The sequence below is a fragment of the Burkholderia sp. PR2 genome (genome assembly GCF_052372875.1).
GTDB lineage: Bacteria > Pseudomonadota > Gammaproteobacteria > Burkholderiales > Burkholderiaceae > Burkholderia > Burkholderia diffusa.
In genome coordinates this window covers 161207-180405 of the sequence record NZ_JBQRWH010000001.1, presented here as the reverse complement: position 1 = coordinate 180405, position 19199 = coordinate 161207, and the positions used below count along the sequence as shown (strand labels likewise).

15 protein-coding genes are annotated in these 19199 nt (G+C 67.2%); 4 read left to right on the top strand and 11 right to left on the bottom strand.

Going from position 1 to position 19199, the window contains the following annotated elements:
• Window positions 1-85: 85 nt before the first annotated feature.
• Together ACT2FV_RS00755 and ACT2FV_RS00750 are read right to left on the bottom strand one after the other, a co-directional pair.
• Window positions 86-1057, bottom strand: coding sequence for a dipeptidase (locus tag ACT2FV_RS00755; protein ID WP_034186088.1), 972 nt, complete (start codon window positions 1055-1057; stop codon window positions 86-88).
• A gap of 43 nt (window positions 1058-1100) precedes the next feature.
• Window positions 1101-2375, bottom strand: a complete 1275-nt coding sequence (locus tag ACT2FV_RS00750; protein ID WP_059600252.1) for a serine hydroxymethyltransferase — start codon at window positions 2373-2375, stop codon at window positions 1101-1103.
• 449 nt (window positions 2376-2824) lie between these two features.
• On the opposite strand from ACT2FV_RS00750, the gene ACT2FV_RS00745 reads away from it, so the two are divergent.
• Window positions 2825-3850 carry a GlxA family transcriptional regulator gene (locus tag ACT2FV_RS00745; RefSeq protein WP_059600253.1) on the top strand — a complete coding sequence of 342 codons (1026 nt, stop codon included), beginning with the start codon at window positions 2825-2827 and terminating at the stop codon, window positions 3848-3850.
• A 55-nt stretch (window positions 3851-3905) separates the two neighbouring features.
• On the opposite strand, the gene ACT2FV_RS00740 is transcribed toward ACT2FV_RS00745, so the two are convergent.
• Window positions 3906-5318 (bottom strand): discoidin domain-containing protein, encoded by a 1413-nt coding sequence (locus ACT2FV_RS00740; RefSeq protein WP_444502978.1) that lies wholly within the window; start codon window positions 5316-5318, stop codon window positions 3906-3908.
• A gap of 284 nt (window positions 5319-5602) precedes the next feature.
• On the opposite strand from ACT2FV_RS00740, the gene ACT2FV_RS00735 reads away from it, so the two are divergent.
• A complete protein-coding gene (locus tag ACT2FV_RS00735) occupies window positions 5603-7024 on the top strand; it encodes an aminotransferase-like domain-containing protein (RefSeq protein ID WP_444502977.1) in 1422 nt (473 codons plus the stop codon).
• Window positions 7025-7032: 8 nt separating this feature from the next.
• The gene (locus tag ACT2FV_RS00730) at window positions 7033-7872 is read left to right on the top strand and encodes an ATP-dependent serine protease (protein ID WP_444502976.1); all 840 of its coding nucleotides are present in this window, start codon (window positions 7033-7035) and stop codon (window positions 7870-7872) included.
• A gap of 93 nt (window positions 7873-7965) precedes the next feature.
• Here ACT2FV_RS00730 and fdhA read toward each other — a convergent pair whose 3' ends face one another.
• From fdhA to ACT2FV_RS00690, 8 genes are all read right to left on the bottom strand, one after another.
• Complete coding sequence (gene fdhA / locus ACT2FV_RS00725; protein WP_059600256.1) at window positions 7966-9162, bottom strand: formaldehyde dehydrogenase, glutathione-independent; 1197 nt, start codon at window positions 9160-9162, stop codon at window positions 7966-7968.
• Between the two features lie 267 nt (window positions 9163-9429).
• A complete protein-coding gene (locus ACT2FV_RS00720; RefSeq protein WP_124901108.1) occupies window positions 9430-10620 on the bottom strand; it encodes an HlyD family secretion protein in 1191 nt (396 codons plus the stop codon).
• Window positions 10620-12416: an efflux transporter outer membrane subunit gene (locus ACT2FV_RS00715; RefSeq protein ID WP_444503885.1), complete on the bottom strand. Its 1797-nt coding sequence runs from the start codon at window positions 12414-12416 to the stop codon at window positions 10620-10622. The genes ACT2FV_RS00720 and ACT2FV_RS00715 overlap by 1 nt, the downstream gene beginning before the upstream one ends.
• A gap of 89 nt (window positions 12417-12505) precedes the next feature.
• Window positions 12506-13444: a glycosyltransferase family 2 protein gene (locus ACT2FV_RS00710; protein WP_059600259.1), complete on the bottom strand. Its 939-nt coding sequence runs from the start codon at window positions 13442-13444 to the stop codon at window positions 12506-12508.
• Between the two features lie 10 nt (window positions 13445-13454).
• Entirely contained in the window at window positions 13455-15041 is a 1587-nt protein-coding gene (locus tag ACT2FV_RS00705) for a DHA2 family efflux MFS transporter permease subunit (protein ID WP_444502975.1), read from the bottom strand.
• Window positions 15038-16321, bottom strand: a complete 1284-nt coding sequence (locus ACT2FV_RS00700; protein WP_444502974.1) for a glycosyltransferase — start codon at window positions 16319-16321, stop codon at window positions 15038-15040. Before ACT2FV_RS00700 ends, ACT2FV_RS00705 begins: the two co-directional genes overlap by 4 nt.
• Window positions 16322-16337: 16 nt before the next feature.
• Entirely contained in the window at window positions 16338-16907 is a 570-nt protein-coding gene (locus tag ACT2FV_RS00695; RefSeq protein WP_059685557.1) for a methyltransferase family protein, read from the bottom strand.
• Window positions 16908-16974: 67 nt separating this feature from the next.
• Window positions 16975-17877 carry an alpha/beta fold hydrolase gene (locus ACT2FV_RS00690; protein WP_175816077.1) on the bottom strand — a complete coding sequence of 301 codons (903 nt, stop codon included), beginning with the start codon at window positions 17875-17877 and terminating at the stop codon, window positions 16975-16977.
• 720 nt (window positions 17878-18597) lie between these two features.
• On the opposite strand from ACT2FV_RS00690, the gene betI reads away from it, so the two are divergent.
• On the top strand, window positions 18598-19182 hold the full coding sequence (gene betI, locus ACT2FV_RS00685; RefSeq protein WP_059534154.1) for a transcriptional regulator BetI: 585 nt from the start codon (window positions 18598-18600) through the stop codon (window positions 19180-19182).
• Window positions 19183-19199 lie beyond the last annotated feature (17 nt).

The window sequence follows — 19199 nt, the reverse complement described above, 5'->3', positions numbered from 1 at the left end:
CGTCCGCGTGCCCGCGCTGCAAGCGCCGGCACGTCCCGATTGTTCTTGTGTTGAATCGCGGGCGGCGGTTCGGGTCGGCGGGCGCTTACGCGCCCCACACGTCCTTGAACACGCGCACCCAGTTCTCGCCCATGATCTTGCGGATGCGCGACTCCTTCCAGCCGTGGCGTTCCATCGCCGCGGTCAGGTTCGGGAATTCGCCGATCGTGCGGATGCCGTCCGGGTTGATCACCTTGCCGAAGTTCGTCAGCTGGCGATAGCGGCCCTTGTCGTGCGTCAGCATGTCGAAGAATTCCTTCGCGAAATCCTGCGTGAAGTCCGTGCCGATGCCGACCGCGTCTTCGCCGATCAGGTTCACGACGTAGTCGATCGCCTCGATGTAGTCGTCGATGTTCGCCTCGATCCCGCGCTTCAGGAACGGCGCGAACATCGTCACGCCGACGAAGCCGCCGGCGTCGGCGATTTCCTTCAGCTGTGCGTCGCTCTTGTTGCGCGGATGTTCCTTCAGGCCCGACGGCAGGCAGTGCGAGTAGCACACCGGCTTCTTCGAGAACGCGATCGCCTCCGACGACGTGTTGCCGCCCACATGCGACAGGTCGACCATGATGCCGACGCGGTTCATCTCGGTGATCACTTCGCGGCCGAAGTCGGACAGGCCGCCGTCACGCTCGTAGCAGCCCGTGCCGACCAGGTTCTGCGTGTTGTAGCAAAGCTGCACGACGCGCACGCCCATGTCGGCGAACGCCTCGATGTAGCCGAGGTTGTCCTCGAATGCGTGCGCGTTCTGGAAGCCGAGGATGATGCCGGTCTTGCCTTCCTTCTTCGCACGGAAGATGTCGTCGGTCGTGCGCACCAGCGTCAGCAGTTCGCCGTTGTCGCGGATCTTCTTCTTCATCACGCCGATGTTGTCGACGGTCTTGGTGAAGTTCTCCCACACCGACACCGTGCAGTTCGCGGCCGTGATGCCACCCTTGCGCATGTCCTCGAACACCGGCTTCTCGAACTTCGAGATGTTCAGTCCGTCGATGATGATGCTGTCCTGGTGCAGCGTGCTCATATCTGCCTCTCGCTCAAGTCTCTACTTTTGTGGGGGTCGTCGATCAGTAAATCGGGAAGCGCTCGCAGAGCGCGAAAATCTCGCGGCGCACGCGCTGTTCGGTCGCGTGGTCGCCTTCCGGGTTCGCGCGCAGCGCGTCGAACACTTCGAGAATCAGGCGGCCGACCTCGCGGAACTCCGCGACGCCGAAGCCGCGCGTCGTGCCGGCCGGCGTGCCGAGGCGGATGCCCGACGTGACGGTCGGCTTCTCGGTGTCGAACGGAATGCCGTTCTTGTTGCAGGTGATGCCCGCCCGTTCCAGCGCCTGCTCGACCGGCGCGCCCTTCAGGCCCTTCGGACGCAGGTCGACCAGCAGCAGGTGGTTGTCGGTGCCGCCGGTGACGAGGTCCACGCCGCCCGCCTTCAGCACTTCGCCAAGCGCCTGCGCGTTCGCGAGCACGTTGTCGATGTAGGTCTTGAAGTCCGCGTGCAGCACTTCGCCGAACGCGACGGCCTTGCCGGCGATCACGTGCATCAGCGGGCCGCCTTGCAGGCCGGGGAACACGGCCGAGTTGATCTTCTTCGCGATCTCTTCGTCGTTGGTCAGCACGAAGCCACCGCGCGGGCCGCGCAGCGTCTTGTGCGTGGTCGACGTGACGACGTGCGCATGCTCGACCGGGTTCGCATGGCGGCCGGCGGCGATCACGCCCGCGATGTGCGCCATGTCGACCATCAGCTTCGCGCCGACGCTGTCGGCGATCGCACGGAAGCGCGCGAAGTCCAGCGCGCGCGGGTACGCCGAGAAGCCGGCGATGATCAGGTTCGGCTTGTGCTCGTGCGCGAGCGCTTCAACCTGGTCGTAGTCGATACGCATCGTGTCGCGGTTCACGCCGTATTGCACGGCATTGAACCACTTGCCCGACAGCGCCGGCTTGGCGCCGTGCGTCAGGTGGCCGCCGGCGTCCAGCGACATGCCGAGCACGGTGTCGCCCGGCTTCGCCAGCGCGAGCATCACCGACCCGTTCGCCTGCGCGCCCGAGTGCGGCTGCACGTTCGCGTAGCCGGCGTTGAAGATCTGCTTCACGCGCTCGATCGCCAGCGCCTCCACCTCGTCCGCGAATTCGCAGCCGCCGTAGTAACGCTTGCCCGGATAGCCTTCCGCATACTTGTTGGTCAGCACCGAACCCTGCGCCTCCAGCACCGCGCGCGACACGATGTTTTCCGACGCGATCAGCTCGACTTGCGACTGCTGGCGCTCGAGCTCCTTCAGGATGGCGCTGCGCACCGGAGCGTCGCGCTCGGCGAGGGGCTGCGAGAAGAAAGGCTGGGTGTTCGACATAGTGCGTCCGTGACGAAGAATAAAGGGCGTGCAACCGAAGCTCGAGGCCCGCCATGCCTGGGTTTCCAGCGCATCCAGTGCAAGGCTGCCGACGGCTCTATTCTTGTCGTTCGGATTTTCGGCGGATTGATGAATTTAGACGCGTTCTTTGCCTTTTCCGCCATGCGCGTCCGTTTTGTACAAGTGACCGGTCGTGCTTTTTCCGATGACGAAGCAAACCGGCGTGTGCGGTTTGTCCACGGACAGGCACTTCGCCGGTGCCTGAGTTGCGCGTCGAGGGTGCAGCGCAGCCCGTTTACGGTGCAGTGCAGCATCCGCCTTCCACCCTTACGACGTATGCAGCTAGGGTTTAGCCGTATGGCACGCTTGTTGCGCTCGCTCACACAATACCGTAGCCCGATCCGTGCCTCTCGGGCCAAAAGCTATTAGAGATTCAAGGAACGCCCCCCATGTCGCCCGACCGCACAGCGTCGCTGTCCCACTTCGCGTTCATGCCTTTACCGAACTTCACGATGATCGCGTTCACCAATGCGATCGAGGTGCTTCGGATGGCGAACTACCTGAGCGGCCAGCCGCTCTATCGCTGGTCGATCATCAGCCCGGAAGGCGGCCCGGTCACGGCGAGCAACGGCCTCACGGTCGACACGGGCCCGGCCGAATGCGTGGGGCAGCCGGATATCGTATTCGTGTGCGGCGGTGTCGACGTGCAACGCGCGACCACGCCCGCCCATCTGTCGACGCTGCGCCGCTTCGCGCGCATGGGACTGCCGCTCGGCAGCCTGTGCACGGGCACCTATGCGCTCGCGAAGTCGGGGCTGCTCGCGGGCTATGCATGCGCGATCCACTGGGAAAACATGTCGGCGCTGAAGGAAGAGTTTCCGGACACGCGCTTCCTGAAGGAACTGTTCGTGGTCGACCGCGACCGCATCACGTGCACGGGCGGCGTCGCGCCGCTCGACATGATGCTGAACCTGATCGCCGCGCGCGTGGGCACCGCGCGCGTCACGCAGATCGCCGAGCAGTTCATCGTCGAACACGTGCGCGACACGAGCGCGCAACAGCGGATGCCGCTCGTCGCGCGGCTCGGCTCGGCGAACAAGTCACTGTTCGAAGTGATCTCGCTGATGGAAAACAACATCGAGGAGCCGCTGTCGCGCGAGGAACTCGCACGACTCGCGAACATGTCGCAGCGCCAGCTGCAGCGGCTGTTCCGCGAGCATCTCGGGATGACGCCCACGCACTATTACCTGACGCTGCGGCTGCGCCGCGCGCGCGAGTTGCTGCTGCAGACCGACATGTCGATCATGCACATCACGATGGCGTGCGGCTTCCAGTCGGCCTGCCACTTCAGCAAGAGCTATCGCGATGCGTTCGGCGTCGCGCCGACGCGCGAGCGCCGCAAGCAGGTCGCGCCGCTCGCGCAGGGCGCGGCGGCTGCCGCACCGGCGTTTCCGGCGCATGTGATTCACGCGTGATGCGGGCGCGGCGCGATAAAGAAGGCGGCCTCGAGGGCCGCCTTTTTGCTGGTGATTACGATCCCCACACCTGCATTTCGTCGAGCGAGTAACCCCACTGCGTCGCCCGCTTCGTGCCGAGCATCCGCACGTAGCGGCCCTGCGCGTTCAGGTTCGGCAGCGTGACGTGACCGTACGACACGCCGTTGTTCGTCGAGTAGACCGTCGTCCAGTTCGCGTTGTCGGTCGACGTCTGGATCTGGTAGACGAGCGCGCCCGCGTCCCAGTAGAGATCGACGCTGCTGATCTTCTTCACCGCGCCGAGATCGACGGAGATCCATTGCGGATCGACGCCCGCGCCTTCCGGCGAATCCCAGCGCGTGCTCGTCGTGTTTCCGTCGAACGCCTTGTCCGCCGTCAGCGATGCGTTGTAGCTCGCCGACGCAGCAGCCGGACGACCTTGCGACAGCAGCATCGGCTGCGCGGCGGCCGGGCCACCGTAGTAGCTCGAGCCGAGCTTCGCCTTGGTCGTGTCCGCATTCACGCCGAACTGCGAGAGGCTCCAGCGCTGGCCGGTGGTCACGTCGCCCACATAGAGCTGGTAGCCGCCCGCCGTCGTCGACGAGAAGAACACGTAGTTCGTGCCGCTCACCGGCGCCGGATCGGAGTTGTTGCTCATGCAGTCGCTGATCGGCAGCACGTTCGGCGTCGACGCCGGATCCGCGGTCTTCGCATAGATCTGGTCGGCACCGCCCGTGTCCTTCCAGCGCGCGTAGAACACCATGCCGTCGCCGCGTACGATCGGATAGTAGGTCTGCAGACCGGCCGGATGATCGAACACCGCCGTCGTGCCGGTCGTGATCGTGCGTTTCATCAGCCCCATGTTCGAGCCGGTGCCCGTCGCGTAGTAGACGGCGCTCGCGTCCGGCGCGAGGAACGGCATCGAGTATTCGGCGCCCACCGGTGCGTTGGTCAGGCTCACGACCGACGTGAACACCGGGCCCGTGCTCGTGTACGACAGCGTGCCCTGCTTCACGTCGCCGTTCTGCTTGAACACGAGCGTCTTGCCGTCGGCGCTGAACTTCGGATCCTCGTTGCGCGTCGCGCCCGTGCTGTTCGTCAGGTTGACCGGCGGCGTGCTGGCGCCGAGCTGCAGCATGAACACGTTCCAGGCGCCATTGCTGATACCCATGAATGCAAGCCACTTGCCGTCGGGGCTGAACACGCCGTTCATCGGATCGGTGATGCCCCAGCTGCTCTTGCTCAACTGCGTGAGCGTGCGGGCCGAAAAGTCGTACAGGAACAGCTGGCTCGTGCCGTCGCCGTACTTGACGTAGCTGTGATAGACGAGCTTGCCGGTCAGTGCGGCGGGAAACGACGCATTGGATTGAGTCGGGGGATTGTTGATGCAGGCCGCTTTAGCGGCGCCGCCGAGCAGGTTGAGCGCGAGGCCGGCGACGAGGCCCGCGACGAGGAACTTCGATTTCACGCTGATTGCTTCCGGGTAAGGTAAGGACGTTGCGCACCCGGTCCCGCACATGGTGCGCGGTCGTCACGGATCCGCCGTCAGGGGGCGTGAAGACCGTATCGATCACGCATCGGGAATAAGGCTTGCGAAGAATGCCGGTTCGCTGGTCTGAAGAAAAGGATCAGAGTCGGCCGAAAACGTGCGTATCAGCGGGTTGCGGATGAACGATTGGGGGCGGGATTGAACGCGGCGGACGCCGTGCTACTCTTTTTTCAGCGACGGCCGTGATCGGCCGGAGGCCAGGCATGAAGCGATATGCGGTGCTCGCACAGACGATTGCCGATTCGATCCGGCGCGGCGACCTGCCGGCAGGCGCACGCATTCCGACCGTGCGCTCGGCATGCAGCGCCTATCGTGTCAGTCCTTCCACCGTGTTTCGCGCGTACTACGCGCTCGAAAGCGAGGGCCTGATCGTCGCGCGCGCGCGTTGCGGTTATTTCGTTGCGAACCTCGATGACAAGCGTGTGCGCGCGGGTCGCGACATACCGCGCAAACCGGCTGCATCGCAGACCGGCGGCGACGATACGCTGTTCCAGCTGATCGACTCGCTCAAACGCGACGACATCGTGCCACTGGGTTCCGCGTTCGCCAGCTATTCACTGTTTCCGATGAGCAGCCTGTGGCGATATGCGGCGACGGCCGCCCGCAACATGGACCGCGAGAAACTGCTGGCCGGCCTGCCGCCCGGCAACGAGGCGCTGCGCCGCCAGATTGCGTTGCGGTACCTGAACGCGGGCGCGTCGTTGCCGATGGAAGAAATCGTCATCACGACCGGCGCGGCGGAAGCGCTGACGCTGAGCCTGCAGGCGCTCACGCGCCCTGGCGACCTGGTCGCGATCGAGCGCCCTGCCTTCCCCGCGGTGCTGCAAGCCGTGCAGCGGCTGCACCTGAAGGCCATCGAGATTGCGGTTGACCCGCGCACCGGCCTCGACCTCGACGCGCTCGCCGACGTGCTCGACACGCATCCGGTGCGCGCGTGCTGGTTCATGACCTCGTTCCACAACCCGACAGGCGCGACGCTGCCCGACGAGCGCAAGCGCCGGCTGATCGAACTGCTCGCATCGCACCAGGTGCCGCTGATCGAGGACGACGTGTTCGGAGAACTACATTTCGGCCCGACGCCCACGCGCCCCGCGAAACTGTATGACGACAGCGGGCTCGTGCTGCATTGCGGTTCGTTCTCGAAGTGCCTCGCCCCCGGTTTCCGGGTCGGCTGGGTCGCGGCCGGACGTTACGTGAAGCAGATCAGGCAGGTGAAGAACGCGAGCGCGCCGGCGGCCGACGTGCCCGCGCAGATGGCCGTGTCCAGCTATCTGCGCAACGGCGCGTACGACCGCTTCCTGCGCAGGCTCCGGCTCAACCTCGCGGCCCACCAGGCGCAGATGCTCGCGGCCGTTCGCGCGTACTTCCCGGCCGACACCGAGGTGTATGCCCCGCGCGGCGGATATTTCCTGTGGATCGAATTGCCGCCGCACGTGGATGCGATGCAGTTGTTCGGCGACGCGATGGAGAATGGGGTCAGCCTCGCGCCCGGGCCGATCTTTTCGATGACGGGCGCCTTTCACCGCTACGTCCGGCTGAACTATGGCCGACCGTGGACCCCTGCCGTCGAGGACGCGATGCGCACCATCGGAAGGCTCGCGGGGCGGCAACAGCAGACGAGGTAGCAACGATCATGCAAGTCCTGCCCAACCGGAAAGTCCGCACGCGCGACACGCTGCGCGGCGCACTGAACCTGCGTGCCGAGCCGCGCGCCACCGTCAGCCAGCGCTGCCGGCAGTGCGGCTTCATGGCGTTCCGCGCCAGCGAGCAGTGCCCCGTCTGCGGACAGGGAGGCTGGCCGTTCGCGCCGCTGCGCCGATCGAACGACGATGCGCCCGCCGCGCAGGCCGCGCCCCCGCACGAGGCGCAGCCCGTCCCGACGTGGTCGTCGCGCGTCGCGGCCGCGGTTCGCGGCGCGGCGGTCCAGCGGCCGCGCGCGTCTAGCGCGCCGCTGCTGAGCATCCTGACCCTCGTGATGCTGGTCGGCGGCTATGTGACGTATGACCGGACGTGCCGGGTGGATCCCGTCTGTCGCGGACCGGGCGCGTCGCGCCCGGTGACGGCTTACGCCAGTCTGCATGCGGCTGACGCGCCGACGTTGCCGGTCGGGCCCGCGCCCGCACCCGTCCAGGCAATGCATCCGGCCGAGCGCGCGGCAGTCGACGCCGATCGGCTCGCCGCCGCCAATGTCGACACCGACGCCGATCGGTCGAGCAAGGCCGCTCAACCCGGCAATGCGGGCACGCCCCGACACGCGGCAGGACGCCCGATGACGACGCTCGCGCGGCACGCGCCGCCGGTTCACGGACCGGACACCGCGCGCGGCAGCGGCATTCGCGTCGCCGACTGGAAAGGCGGTGCCACCGCGACGCGACGCGGGCACGCGATACGCCGCGTGACCCTGCATACGCGTCATGGTCGGCGCGCGATGGCGAGCGGGGCCGAAACGGCGATGATCTATCGCGGGCATTGAGCGCGCGGCGCACGGCGACCGCAGCCACGCCCACAACGAAAAACGGGCGGCACCGTCTCCGGTGCCGCCCGCTTCATGCCCGTCGTTCGTGCGTCAGGCCGCCAGCAAGCCGTGCGGATCGATCACGAATTTGCGCGGCGCGCCGCCGTCGAACTTCTTGTAGCCTTCCGGCGCCTGGTCGAGCGAGATCACTTCGACGTTGACGATCTTCGCGATCGGCAGACGGTCGAACAGGATTGCCTGCATCAGGTTGCGGTTGTACTTGAGCACCGGCGTCTGGCCCGTGAAGAACGAGTGCGACTTCGCCCAGCCGAGGCCGAAGCGGATGCTCAGGCTGCCGTGCTGCGCGGCCTTGTCCTTCGCGCCCGGATCGTCCGTCACGTACAGGCCCGGGATGCCGATCGCGCCGGCCGGCCGCGTGATTTCCATCAGCGAGTTCAGCACCGTCGCGGGCGCTTCCTCGGAATGGCCCGACGAACCGTGGCCGTGCGCCTCGAAGCCGACGCAGTCGACCGCGCAATCGATCTCCGGCACGCCGAGGATCTGCTCGATCTGCTCGCCGAGCGACGCGTCCTTCGACAGGTCGACCGTCTCGAAGCCCATCGCCCGCGCGTGCGCGAGGCGTTCCGCGTTCATGTCGCCGACGATCGTCACCGCCGCGCCGAGCAGGCGCGCCGACGCGGCCGCCGCCATGCCGACCGGGCCCGCACCCGCAATGTAGACCGTCGAGCCCGGCTTCACGCCCGCGCTCACCGCGCCGTGATAGCCGGTCGGAAGAATGTCGGAGAGGCAGGTCAGATCGCGAATCTTCGCCATCGCCTGGTCGCGGTCGGGGAATTTCAGCAGGTTGAAGTCCGCGTACGGCACGAGCACGTACTCGGCCTGGCCGCCGATCCAGCCGCCCATGTCGACGTAGCCGTAAGCACCGCCGGCACGCGACGGGTTCACGTTCAGGCATACACCCGTATGCGTGTCCTTGCACATCGCGCAGCGGCCGCATGCGACGTTGAACGGCACCGACACGAGATCACCGATCTTCAGCGTCTCGACGTCCGGGCCCACCTCGACCACTTCGCCCGTGATCTCGTGACCGAGCACGAGGCCGACCGGAGCGGTCGTGCGGCCGCGCACCATGTGCTGGTCGGAGCCGCAGATGTTCGTGCTCACCACTTTCAGGATGACACCGTGGCCGATCGCGCGGCCGGTCGGATCGACCATTTTCGGATAATCGATCTTCTGCACTTCGACCTTGCCCGGCCCAAGATAGACGACACCTCGATTGCTGCTCATCGTATTGTCTCCATGTCTCGTTGATGGCGCTGCCGCGCGCCGACGGATGCGGCGCTACGCAACGTGCTGTTCGAGAGTAGTCCCGGAGGTGGGGGCCCCGATGTCTCAAACGCGACATGCGTTTGAACGGTGCCGACATCCATGGCGGAAACACGAAAGTCGGGTCAGGAAAGACGGCCGGAGAGCGCGATCGTGCAAGGCACGGAACGCGTGAGCGCGCGACCCGGCCGATCGGCGCGAGCGGCCCGCCCGTCGGTCGGGCGCGCGTTACCCGCCCTGATTCTCGCGAACGATCGCGGCGGCCGCCGCTTCCGCGTCGCTCGCCACCCCGTCGTGCACGCGCGTACTGACGGCCGGCGTCGGCGGCTCGCTGTCGAGCGCATGGCCGTCGCGGTTGCGCGTATCGACCGTCGCCCGCATCGACAGCCCGACCCGCAGCGGATGCGCGGCCAGATCGCGGGGATCGATCGCGATCACGACCGGCACGCGTTGCACGACCTTGATCCAGTTGCCGGCCGCGTTCTGCGAGGGCAGCATCGAGAACGCGCTGCCGGTGCCGGCCGAGAAGCCCTGCACGCGGCCGCGATAGGTCACGCGCGAGCCGTAGAGATCCGACACGATCTCGACCGGCTGCCCGATGCGCATGTGGCGGATCTGCCCTTCCTTGAAATTTGCCTCGATCCACAACTGACTGAGCTGCACGATCGACATCAGCGGCACGCCGGGCCCGACCTGCTGGCCGACCTGCACCGAACGTTGACCGATCGTGCCGTCGACCGGCGCGACGATCGTCGTGCGCTTCAGGTTCCGGTACGCGAGCTTGAACTGCGCGGCCGCCTGCACGACGGCCGGGCTTTCGTCGACGGGCAACCGGGTGCCGAGCGCGCGCGCCGCATCGAGCTGCGCCTGTGCGGCCGCGAGATTGGCCTGCGCACCGGCGACCGCCGCGCGCGCGCGCGCCAGCTCCTCCGGCGCGACGATCTCGACCGACGCGCCCGAGCGCGCGGCGAGCGCGCGCTGCGCGAGCGACAGGTCGGCCTGGCGCGCGGTCACGGCTTCGACGTACATCGTGTTCGAGATCTTCGCGTTCGCGACCTGCCGCACGGCCTGCACGAGTTGCGCCTTCGCCTGTGCGAACGCGACGGACGCCTCGGTGTCGTCGAGCCGCACCAGCGTCTGCCCGGCACGCACGGCCTGCGTATCGGCGACCAGCACGTCGGTCACGGTGCCCGGAATCTGCGCCGCGACCTGCACGATGCTGCCCGCGACGTACGCGTCGTCGGTGTCTTCGTAATAGCGGTCATGCAACAGCCAGAACGCGATCCAGACGAGCGCGGCCAGCAGCACGACCGCGAAGAACAGCGTGAAGCGCTTGCGGCGCGTCGCCCGGCGCGCGTCGAGTGCGGGATCGTTCAGGGCAGCCGGCTGCGCGGCGGTATGAAGGTTGTCGTGGTGCATCAGTCGCTTTGCGTAACGATCAGGCGGTCATGCTGGAACAAGGGGATCGGCGGCACGGCCGACGGGCCCGGCGCTGGATTCACTGCCGCCGTGCGCGCGGAAACGGGGGCGCCGCGAGGCGTCGCGCCGCCGGCCGGCGTGCGGGCTGCGTCGTCGCGTCGTGCAGCCGCCGCATTCGATGCTGCGACGACCTGCGGGACGGCCACGCTCCGCGCACGCGCATCGGCCGACGGACCCGCCACCGACTGGCTGGTGGTCGCGGTGGCGGTCGGTGCGGTCGTTGCGGTCGCAGCCGCCACGACGGGCGCTGCGGATGTGGCGATCGAAGCACCGCGCTTCGCCGCCCCGCCGCGCGCCCGATGCACGGTCGGCGCCTGCGCGACCGTCGCGCCCGCGTCGAACCCGCCGCCCAGCGCACCGATCAACCCGACACGCAGCGTCCGCTGCCGGCCGAGCAACGCGATCATCTGTGCGCGCTCGTCGATCAACGTGAGATCCGCGACATCGACGTCCTTCTGCATCAGCACGCCGCGCCGATGACGGTCAGTCGCAATCTCCACGATCTTTTGCGCGGCCGCGACCGCGTCCTGCTGCTGCGCGACGAGCGTCTGCGACGTACGCAGAGACGTGACGATCTGCGCGACCTGACCGAGCGCGTCGTCGACGGTCTTGTTGTACAGGCCGATCGCGACGTCGGCCTGCGCGACGTCCGCGCCGAGCTTCGCCTTCAGCCGGCCGCGATCGAACACCGGCAGCGAGATCGCCGGGCCGACGGAGCCGCCAAGCGCGTCGCGCGAGAACAGCGACGCGGGCGTCAGCGCAAACACGCCGCCGAGCGCGACGAGATTCACGTCCGGATAGAACTGCGCGCGTGTCGAATCGGCATTCGCGAACGCGGCCTCGACACGCAGCCGCGCGGCGACGATGTCGGGCCGTCGGCCCAGCAGATCGGCCGGCAGCCGCGCGGGCAGCGCGCCGCCGGCCAATGCGCCGACGCGCGGCCGCTGCAGCGCGAGCCCGCGCTCCGGGCCGCGGCCCGACAGCACACCGAGCTGCAGTTGCGCGAGCTTGATCTGCTCGTCGTTCAGCGCGATCTGCGCGAGCAACTTGCTGCGCTTGATCGATGCGTCGCTCGCGTCGTACGCGTTGTCGAGCCCGCGCGCAGTACGCTCGCGCAGCACGGTCGTCACGCGCTGACTGACCTTCAGCTTCTGCTGCAGCAGATCCTGCGTCGCGTACGCCTGGTCGAGCTGGCAGTACACGGTGACGATCGCGACCGCCAGCGTGAGCCGCACCTGCTCCGCCTCGACCCGCGCCGCTTCACGCAGCGACATCAGGCTCTTCGTCGCCGCGCGGTTCTTGCCCCACAGGTCGAGCTGGTAGTTGAGCCCGACGAACACCGACGACGGCGATACGTTCGGATCGCCAAATATCTCGACCGGCACGCGATAGCCGCCGACCGACACGTTGGCGACGTCGTCGCCCGGCTTCGGCATCCGCGCGCGGCTGACCGTTGCGCCGGCCGTGCCCGTCAGCCCCGTCAATGAATCGAACTGCTGAAGCTGCGCCTGCGCGATCCGCAATCGCGCCTGAGCAACCTGCAGGTCGGGATTGTTTTGCGATGCCTCGGCGACCAGCGCGTCGAGCTGCGGATCCTGAAGTTGCTTCACCCAGTCGGGTGCGGGCCACGCACCGTTCACGCCGGGGCCGGCCGTGTGCGCGAGCGCATCGTCGGCCGGCGCGCGCAACGACAGCGACGGCAGGAAGCCCGTCGGCACACATCCGCCCAATGCCATCGCCGCCGCCGCGGCTCCGATCAACGCACCGCCCTTCACGCCACGCGCCAGCGCTGCCGTATTTTCTTTCACACGCCGCATCGTTTCCCTCATCCCTGCTGGACGCGCTGCGCACGCGCGGCCAGACGCGGCCGCGTGCGTTCGAGCGGACCGAGCCGGCCGAACAGGCCGTCCGCGATACCGAACAGGATGCCGGCGAGCTTGTCGCGCTTGTCGCGCTCGACGAGCGCGATCTGCACGACCTGCCACACGGTCAGCAGGTTCGGCACGATCGCCACGGGAAAGCGCAGCCCGTACTGCATCCCGAGCTGCACCGCATTGCGTGCGCTGTAGTAGCGCCGTTGCCACGAGTGATTCATCGACGTCATTTCGAAAGGGCCGAACGCGTGACGCTGCTTCGCGCCGATCCGGTGCGGCAGCACCAGCGACGGCACGACGTACAGCGGCACGTTGCGCGCGAGCGCGCGGAAGCTGTATTCGGTATCGACGTGATCGATGAACAGCGTCTCGTCGAAGCGGCCGAGCACGTCGAACGCGGCGCGCGACACGACGCAGCCCGACGAGATCAGGAACGCACAGCGCTGCAATTGCGCATCGGGATCGACGCGCAGCCGGCGTAACGCGATCCCGTTGGTCGCCAGCTCGGGCAGGAAGCTGCGCGCGTTCTCGTCGAAGATGCGCGGGCCGGCAAGGAATGCGCGCCCCGCGAGCCCCGCGCAGGCGTCGCGCATCGTCGAAAAGTAACCGGCCGGCACCGACGAATCCTGGTCGAACAGCGCGACCGCATCGACGTTGTCGCGAAACAGCGCCGCGAGCCCCGCGTTGTACGCGCCCGCGACTCCGCCGCGATTGCCGTGATGCAGCAGCGCGATGCCGTCGCGCGCGCACAGTTCGCTTGCGCGCGGATCGGGCTGCGGCGTGTTGTCGACGACGAGCAGCGCGTCGCACGCGTGCCGCCACGTGCCGAGCGCCGCGAGCTGCGCGTCGGTCGGGTGATACAGGATCACGAGTGCGCCGAGTGTCGTCATGCCGCTCTCCTCAATGTCCGAACGAAGCTGCCGCGCCGCGCTTCGGCCGCGTGAGCCACATCATCGCGGCGAGCACGAGGCAGGTCATGCTCGCCATCCAGAACATGTCGCCCGTCGCCATCATGTACGCCTGCTGCATCACGACCTGGTGCAGCGTGGATAGCTCGCGCACGCCGTCCACGCCCATCGCGTTCAGCGTGTGCACGAAGCGCTGCGTGTTCGCCGACGCGTGCGTGACCGATTGCGACACGACGTCGTAGTGATAGGTCGCACGGTTGTCCCACAGCGTCACGCTCATTGCGGTGCCGAACGCGGCCGACAGCGTGCGCAGGAAGTTCGACAGGCTCGACGCCGCCGCGAGCCGGTCGTCCGGAATGCGCGACAACGTCGCGGCGGTCAGCGGAATGAAGAAACACGGCAGCCCGATCCCCTGGATCAGCCCGGGCGCGGCGATCTGCGCGAACGTCATCTTCAGCGTGAAGTGCGCATCCCATGCGAGCACGGCCGCGAACACGAGGAAGCCGAAGGTCGCGAGCACGCGCGCGTCGAAACGGTGCGCGTGCAGGCCGACGAGAATCGAGAACACGAGCGCGAGCACGCCGAGCGACGCGGTGGCGAGCCCCGCGTGGAATGCGTTGTAGCCCATCACCGCCTGCATCCACAGCGGGAACACGACACCCACCACCGAGAAGCTCATCATCCCGAGCGAGATGATCAGCACGCAGAACGAGAACGTGCGATCGCGAAACAGGCTCAGGTCCACGACCGGATGGGCCTCGCCCGCCTCCCAGATCAGCAGCGACACGATCGCGAGCCCCGCGACCACCGCGAGCGTGACGATCAGCGGCGAATCGAACCAGCCCTTGTCGTGGCCGAGATCGAGCATCGCCTGCAGCGAACCGACGCCGATCACGAGCAGCACGATGCCCGGCACGTCGATCGGGCCGGCCTCACCACGCTGCGCGTCGGGGCGCAGCATCGCGGTGCAGACCGCGAACGAGAACAGCCCGATCGGCAAATTGATCAGGAAAATCCACGGCCACGAGAAGCTGTCGACGATCCAGCCGCCGACCACCGGCCCGAAGATCGGCGCGAGCAGCACCGTCATCGCCCATAGCGCGAGCGCGACGGTGCGCCTGTCCGGCGGGAACGTGCGCAGCAGGATCGTCTGCGACAGCGGCACCATCGGCCCCGAGCACAGCCCCTGCAGCGCGCGGCAGACCACCAGCACATGCAGGTCGCGCGCGAGGCCGCACAGCAGCGACGTCAGCGTGAACAGCAGCACCGCGCCGACGAACAACCGCAGCTCGCCGACGCGCCGCGCGAGCCAGCCGGTCAGCGGCACCGCGATCGCGGCCGCGACCGAATACGAGCTGATCACCCACGTACCCTGGCTGTTCGAGACGCCGAGACTGCCCGAGATCGCGGGCACCGCGACGTTGGTGACGGTCGAGTCGAGCACTTCGATGAAGGTCGCAAGCGACAGCGCGAACGTCAGCAGCGCGAGCCGGGCGCCGCGCACCGGCGGCGCAACGGGTGCGGGTTCGCTCGCGTCGAAGGCGGCGGGCGTGTCCTGAAGCGGCGATGCCGTGCTCATGCGCCCGCCAACGCGACAACGGGCGGCGAGATCGCGCGTCCGCGGCTCGGCACGAAGCGCTCGATGTAATCGGCAGCCGTTTCGCAGCCGTCCGGCGCCGCGTTGATCAGCGCACGCGTGCGTTCCGCATGCAAGGACAATTCGGGTTCATCCAGCACGCGCGCGAGCGCCGCACCGAGACGCACGCCGTCGACCGCACCGTCGACGCGCAGGCCGGCGCCGCTTGCCGCGACGCGCTGCGCGTTGTCGAACTGGTCGTGCGCGAACGGTGTCACGACCTGCGGAATTCCGGCTTCGAACGCGAGCGCCGCCGTGCCGATCCCGCCGTGATGCACGAGCGCGCGGCAACGCGGCAGCAGCGTGCGCATCGGCACGAAGCGGCGCACGAGCAGCCGATCGCCGTCCGGCGCCGCATCGTGCGGGCTCAGCAGGATCCCGCGCGCGCCGGTCGCGCGCAGCGCATCCGCCACCGCGCGCGCATACGCCGCATGATCGACGCGTGTCGAACCGGCCGTGAACACGACCGGGGGTTCACCGGCCGCGAGATACGCATCGAGTGCCACATCTTCGTCGGGTGTCGCAATATCGTTGAACAACGGGAAACCGCTTTGCAGGTGATTCGACGGCCAGTCCGGCTGCGGCGGCGCGAACCAGCCGGGAAACAGGCACAGCACGCCGTCGGTCGAATGCAGCCAGCGGCCCAGCACGCGCCGCGCGGGCGCGAGCCCGAGCTCGCGGCGCACCGCGTTGAGCGCGGGGCCGCAGGTGCGATCGAGCACCTGGCGCTCGATCAGCGTCATCAGCGCCGCCTTCACCGGCAGCGGCCAGCGTGCGGGAATCGTCAGGCGCGGGTGCGTCGGCGGCGCATGGGCGGACAGCAGCGTCGACGGCGACACCTGCACCGATACGTACGGCGTGCCGTGCAGTTCCTGCATGAAGCGTGCGGAGAACGCCCACAGCGTGCCGACGAGTACCGTATCGCCATCAGCCAGTGCGCGCAGCGCGTCGTAGTGCGGGCGCAGCGTCGGCGCGATCACCTGCCACAGCGTGCGAAACGACGTGCGCGAATCCCACAGCGCGGGGTTCGCCATCGCGGCCTCGTATTCGGCCGCGGTGCCGATCGGCACGAACGCGAACCCGCAACGGCGCACGATCGTCTCGAACGGCGCGTGCGTGCAAAACACGACGTCGTGGCCGCGCAGCGCGAGCGCCCGCGCGACGCCGAGCAGCGGATGCACGTCGCCCGCCGACCCGATCGCGGTCACGATCACCTTCGCCATCGCGCGCCTCGCGGGGTCAATAGAAGCCGGGGATCAGCGCCGCGACCTCGCGGCGGTATTGCGCGTACGCCGGCCCGAAATACCCGGTCAGCCAGCTTTCCTCGACACGTACCTTGTACGCGAGCGACGCGAACACGAGCGCGACGCCAAGCGCGCCGCGCCACTCGCCGCCGATCAGCGCGGCGCCGACGAGCGCGATCAGGCAGCCCGTATAGATCGGGTGACGCACGAGCGCGTACGGCCCGGTGCGGACGAGTTCGTGGTCTTCCTTCAGCGTGACCGACACGCTCCAGTTCGTGCCGAGATGCAGCCGCGCCCATACGGAGAACAGCAGCCCCGCGACGAGCACCGCGAGCCCGCATTGCGCCTGCAGGCCGAAGCGCTGCCAGTCGGGCACGAGTGCCTGCCACGACGGATCGGGCAGGATGATCAGCGCGCCGCCGACGATCAGCGGAATCGACTGCAGCGTGCGCGAGCGCGACGCCTCCTTGCGCACGGTCGTCTTCACGGCCTGCGACGTCGCGATCCAGTAGGCGAGCCACGCGGCCCAGGGAACGACGATGGCGATGGTCTGAACGATATTCACGGCTGGCCTGCCTCGTGTGAAAGAAAATTCGGATGCGCCCGGTGTGCCCGGTGCGCGACGTGCTGCGTCATGACGACAGCGCCGGCATCGGCGCGGACACGCATGCGTGTGCGGCGCCGAGCGCGAGGCCCGCGGCGACGGGCGGCGTGTCGCAGAAGAAGTCGAGCAGCGCCGCGCGCGTGGTTTCGCGCTGCGCGCGGCCTTCGATGTCGAGGAAATGGCCGGCGTCGGGAATCGTCGCGAAGCGCGCGCGCGGCACGTGCGTGGCGAGCTGGCGGACATCGGCCGGCGTCGTGTATTCGTCGCGCTCGCCGTTCAGGAACAGCAACTCGCAGCCGATGTTGGAAAACTCGCTCAGGTAGCGCTCCGGCTGCAGCGACAGGATCTGGTCGACGTGGAACGCGACCTGGTCCTGCTCGTCGCGCGGCAAGCGCGTCAGATAGCGGTAGTTGTAGAGCTTCATGATGCGCGGCAGGTAGCGGCCGACCGTATCGTTCAGCAGCTGCGCGGCCTTCAGGTTCTCGCCGGCCGCGATGTGGTCGCGGGCGCGCGTCACGTAGTCGACCATCGCGTCGTTCAGGAACGGCGAGAACGAGCAGATCGCCGCGCGCCGCACGCTCGGGCAGCCGCGCGCGAGCGCGAACAGCGACGCGACACCGCCCCACGACACCGATACGAGGAACGCCGGCGCGAAGCGTTCGACCAGATGCTGGAGAATTGCGGCCTCGTCGTCCTTGGTCAGAATGAAGCAGCCGGGGTTGTGCTGGCGCGACTGCCCCGCATACGGCAGGTCGAAGCAGATCGTGTTCATCCGCTCGCCGAGATACTGGACGGTCTGCCCGAACGATGCGGTCGTCGCGAGCGCGCCGTTGACGAGCATCGCCGTGTCGAACGACGGATCGAACACGTTCCGTTCGACGTAGACCTTCAGACCATTCGGTAGCGGGACCACGTGTTTTTCGGTCGGCATCGTCGTTCTCCGGTGGATGCGGCGTCTCGGCGTCGCGGCATGCTGCAGGTGCGCAATGGCGGGCGCCGGCCCTGTCGCGGTCGTTGGCCGCGCCCATTGCCGACGCACCGCGGGAAAAACCCGCGGCGCCGATTCATTCCTTTTGGTTCGGCGCCATACTAATACGGGCAATATTACTTACTCAAGTCATTCCAACGATCCCCTCTACTCCGCCCGGAAATACGCCAGATTCAAATATATTTTGCATTTTTTATGGTAGACGGACACGGTCCCGAGTTGACCGCAATCGTTTGCTGTCGAGCCGACAAGCAATCGACAATCCAAACTATTTCCTTTAATTTCAATGCCATATGAAGTTTCAATCGATTGATTGAAACGAATTCCAGGAAACTACCAACGACGGAATCCGAGACTCGAATTTTCGAATTTCCGAAAATCTCACATAGCTCGACATTCTTTCGGCGTGTAATAAATCGATTCAATTAACTTTCGCAACCATTGCGTCGTCTTTTCGGAAATCGTTTTAAACAAACTTCAAGTTATTTAACCTTCTTTCAACGCGTTTTTCCGCACCTGCACAATCGCGGCGGCTGCGTCTGCTCGCCCAACCGATCGCTCGATTCACCGTCGGACCCTGTTTTTTTGTTGATTGAACGGTCAATAAAAAACCGATAAGCTGTCGACTTCCAGGAACGGCCCGTCCGGGCGAAGGGGATCGCAATGCCGAAGGTCGGAATGCGGGAGATTCGTCGCGCGCAGTTGATCGACGCGACGCTGCGCTCGATCGACGAGGCCGGCCTCCCCGGCACGACGCTCGCATCGGTCGCGCAGCGCGCGAACATCTCGACGGGTATCGTCAGCCATTACTTCGGCGACAAGGACGGCCTGCTCGAAGCCACGATGCGGCACGTGCTGCGCGATCTGTGGGCGGCCACCACGCGCCGCCGCGTCGCGGCACGCAAGGACCCGCGGTCCCGGCTGCGCGCGATCGTCGCCGCGAACTTCGACGACACGCAGGTCAGCGCACCCGTGATGAAGACCTGGCTCGCGTTCTGGTCGCAGAGCATGCACGACGCGATGCTCAAGCGCCTGCAGCACGTCAACACGCGGCGCCTCCATTCGAACCTGTGCGCGGAATTCGCCAAGGCGTTGCCGCGCGCGAAGGCACGGGAAGCCGCCAGCGGCCTCGCCGCGCTGATCGACGGCCTGTGGCTGCGCGGTGCGCTCGCCGGCGGCCCGATCGACACACGGGCTGCACTGAAGCTCGCCCACAATTACATCGACCTGCTCCTCGCGTCAGACTGACGCGTCACGCAGTCGCC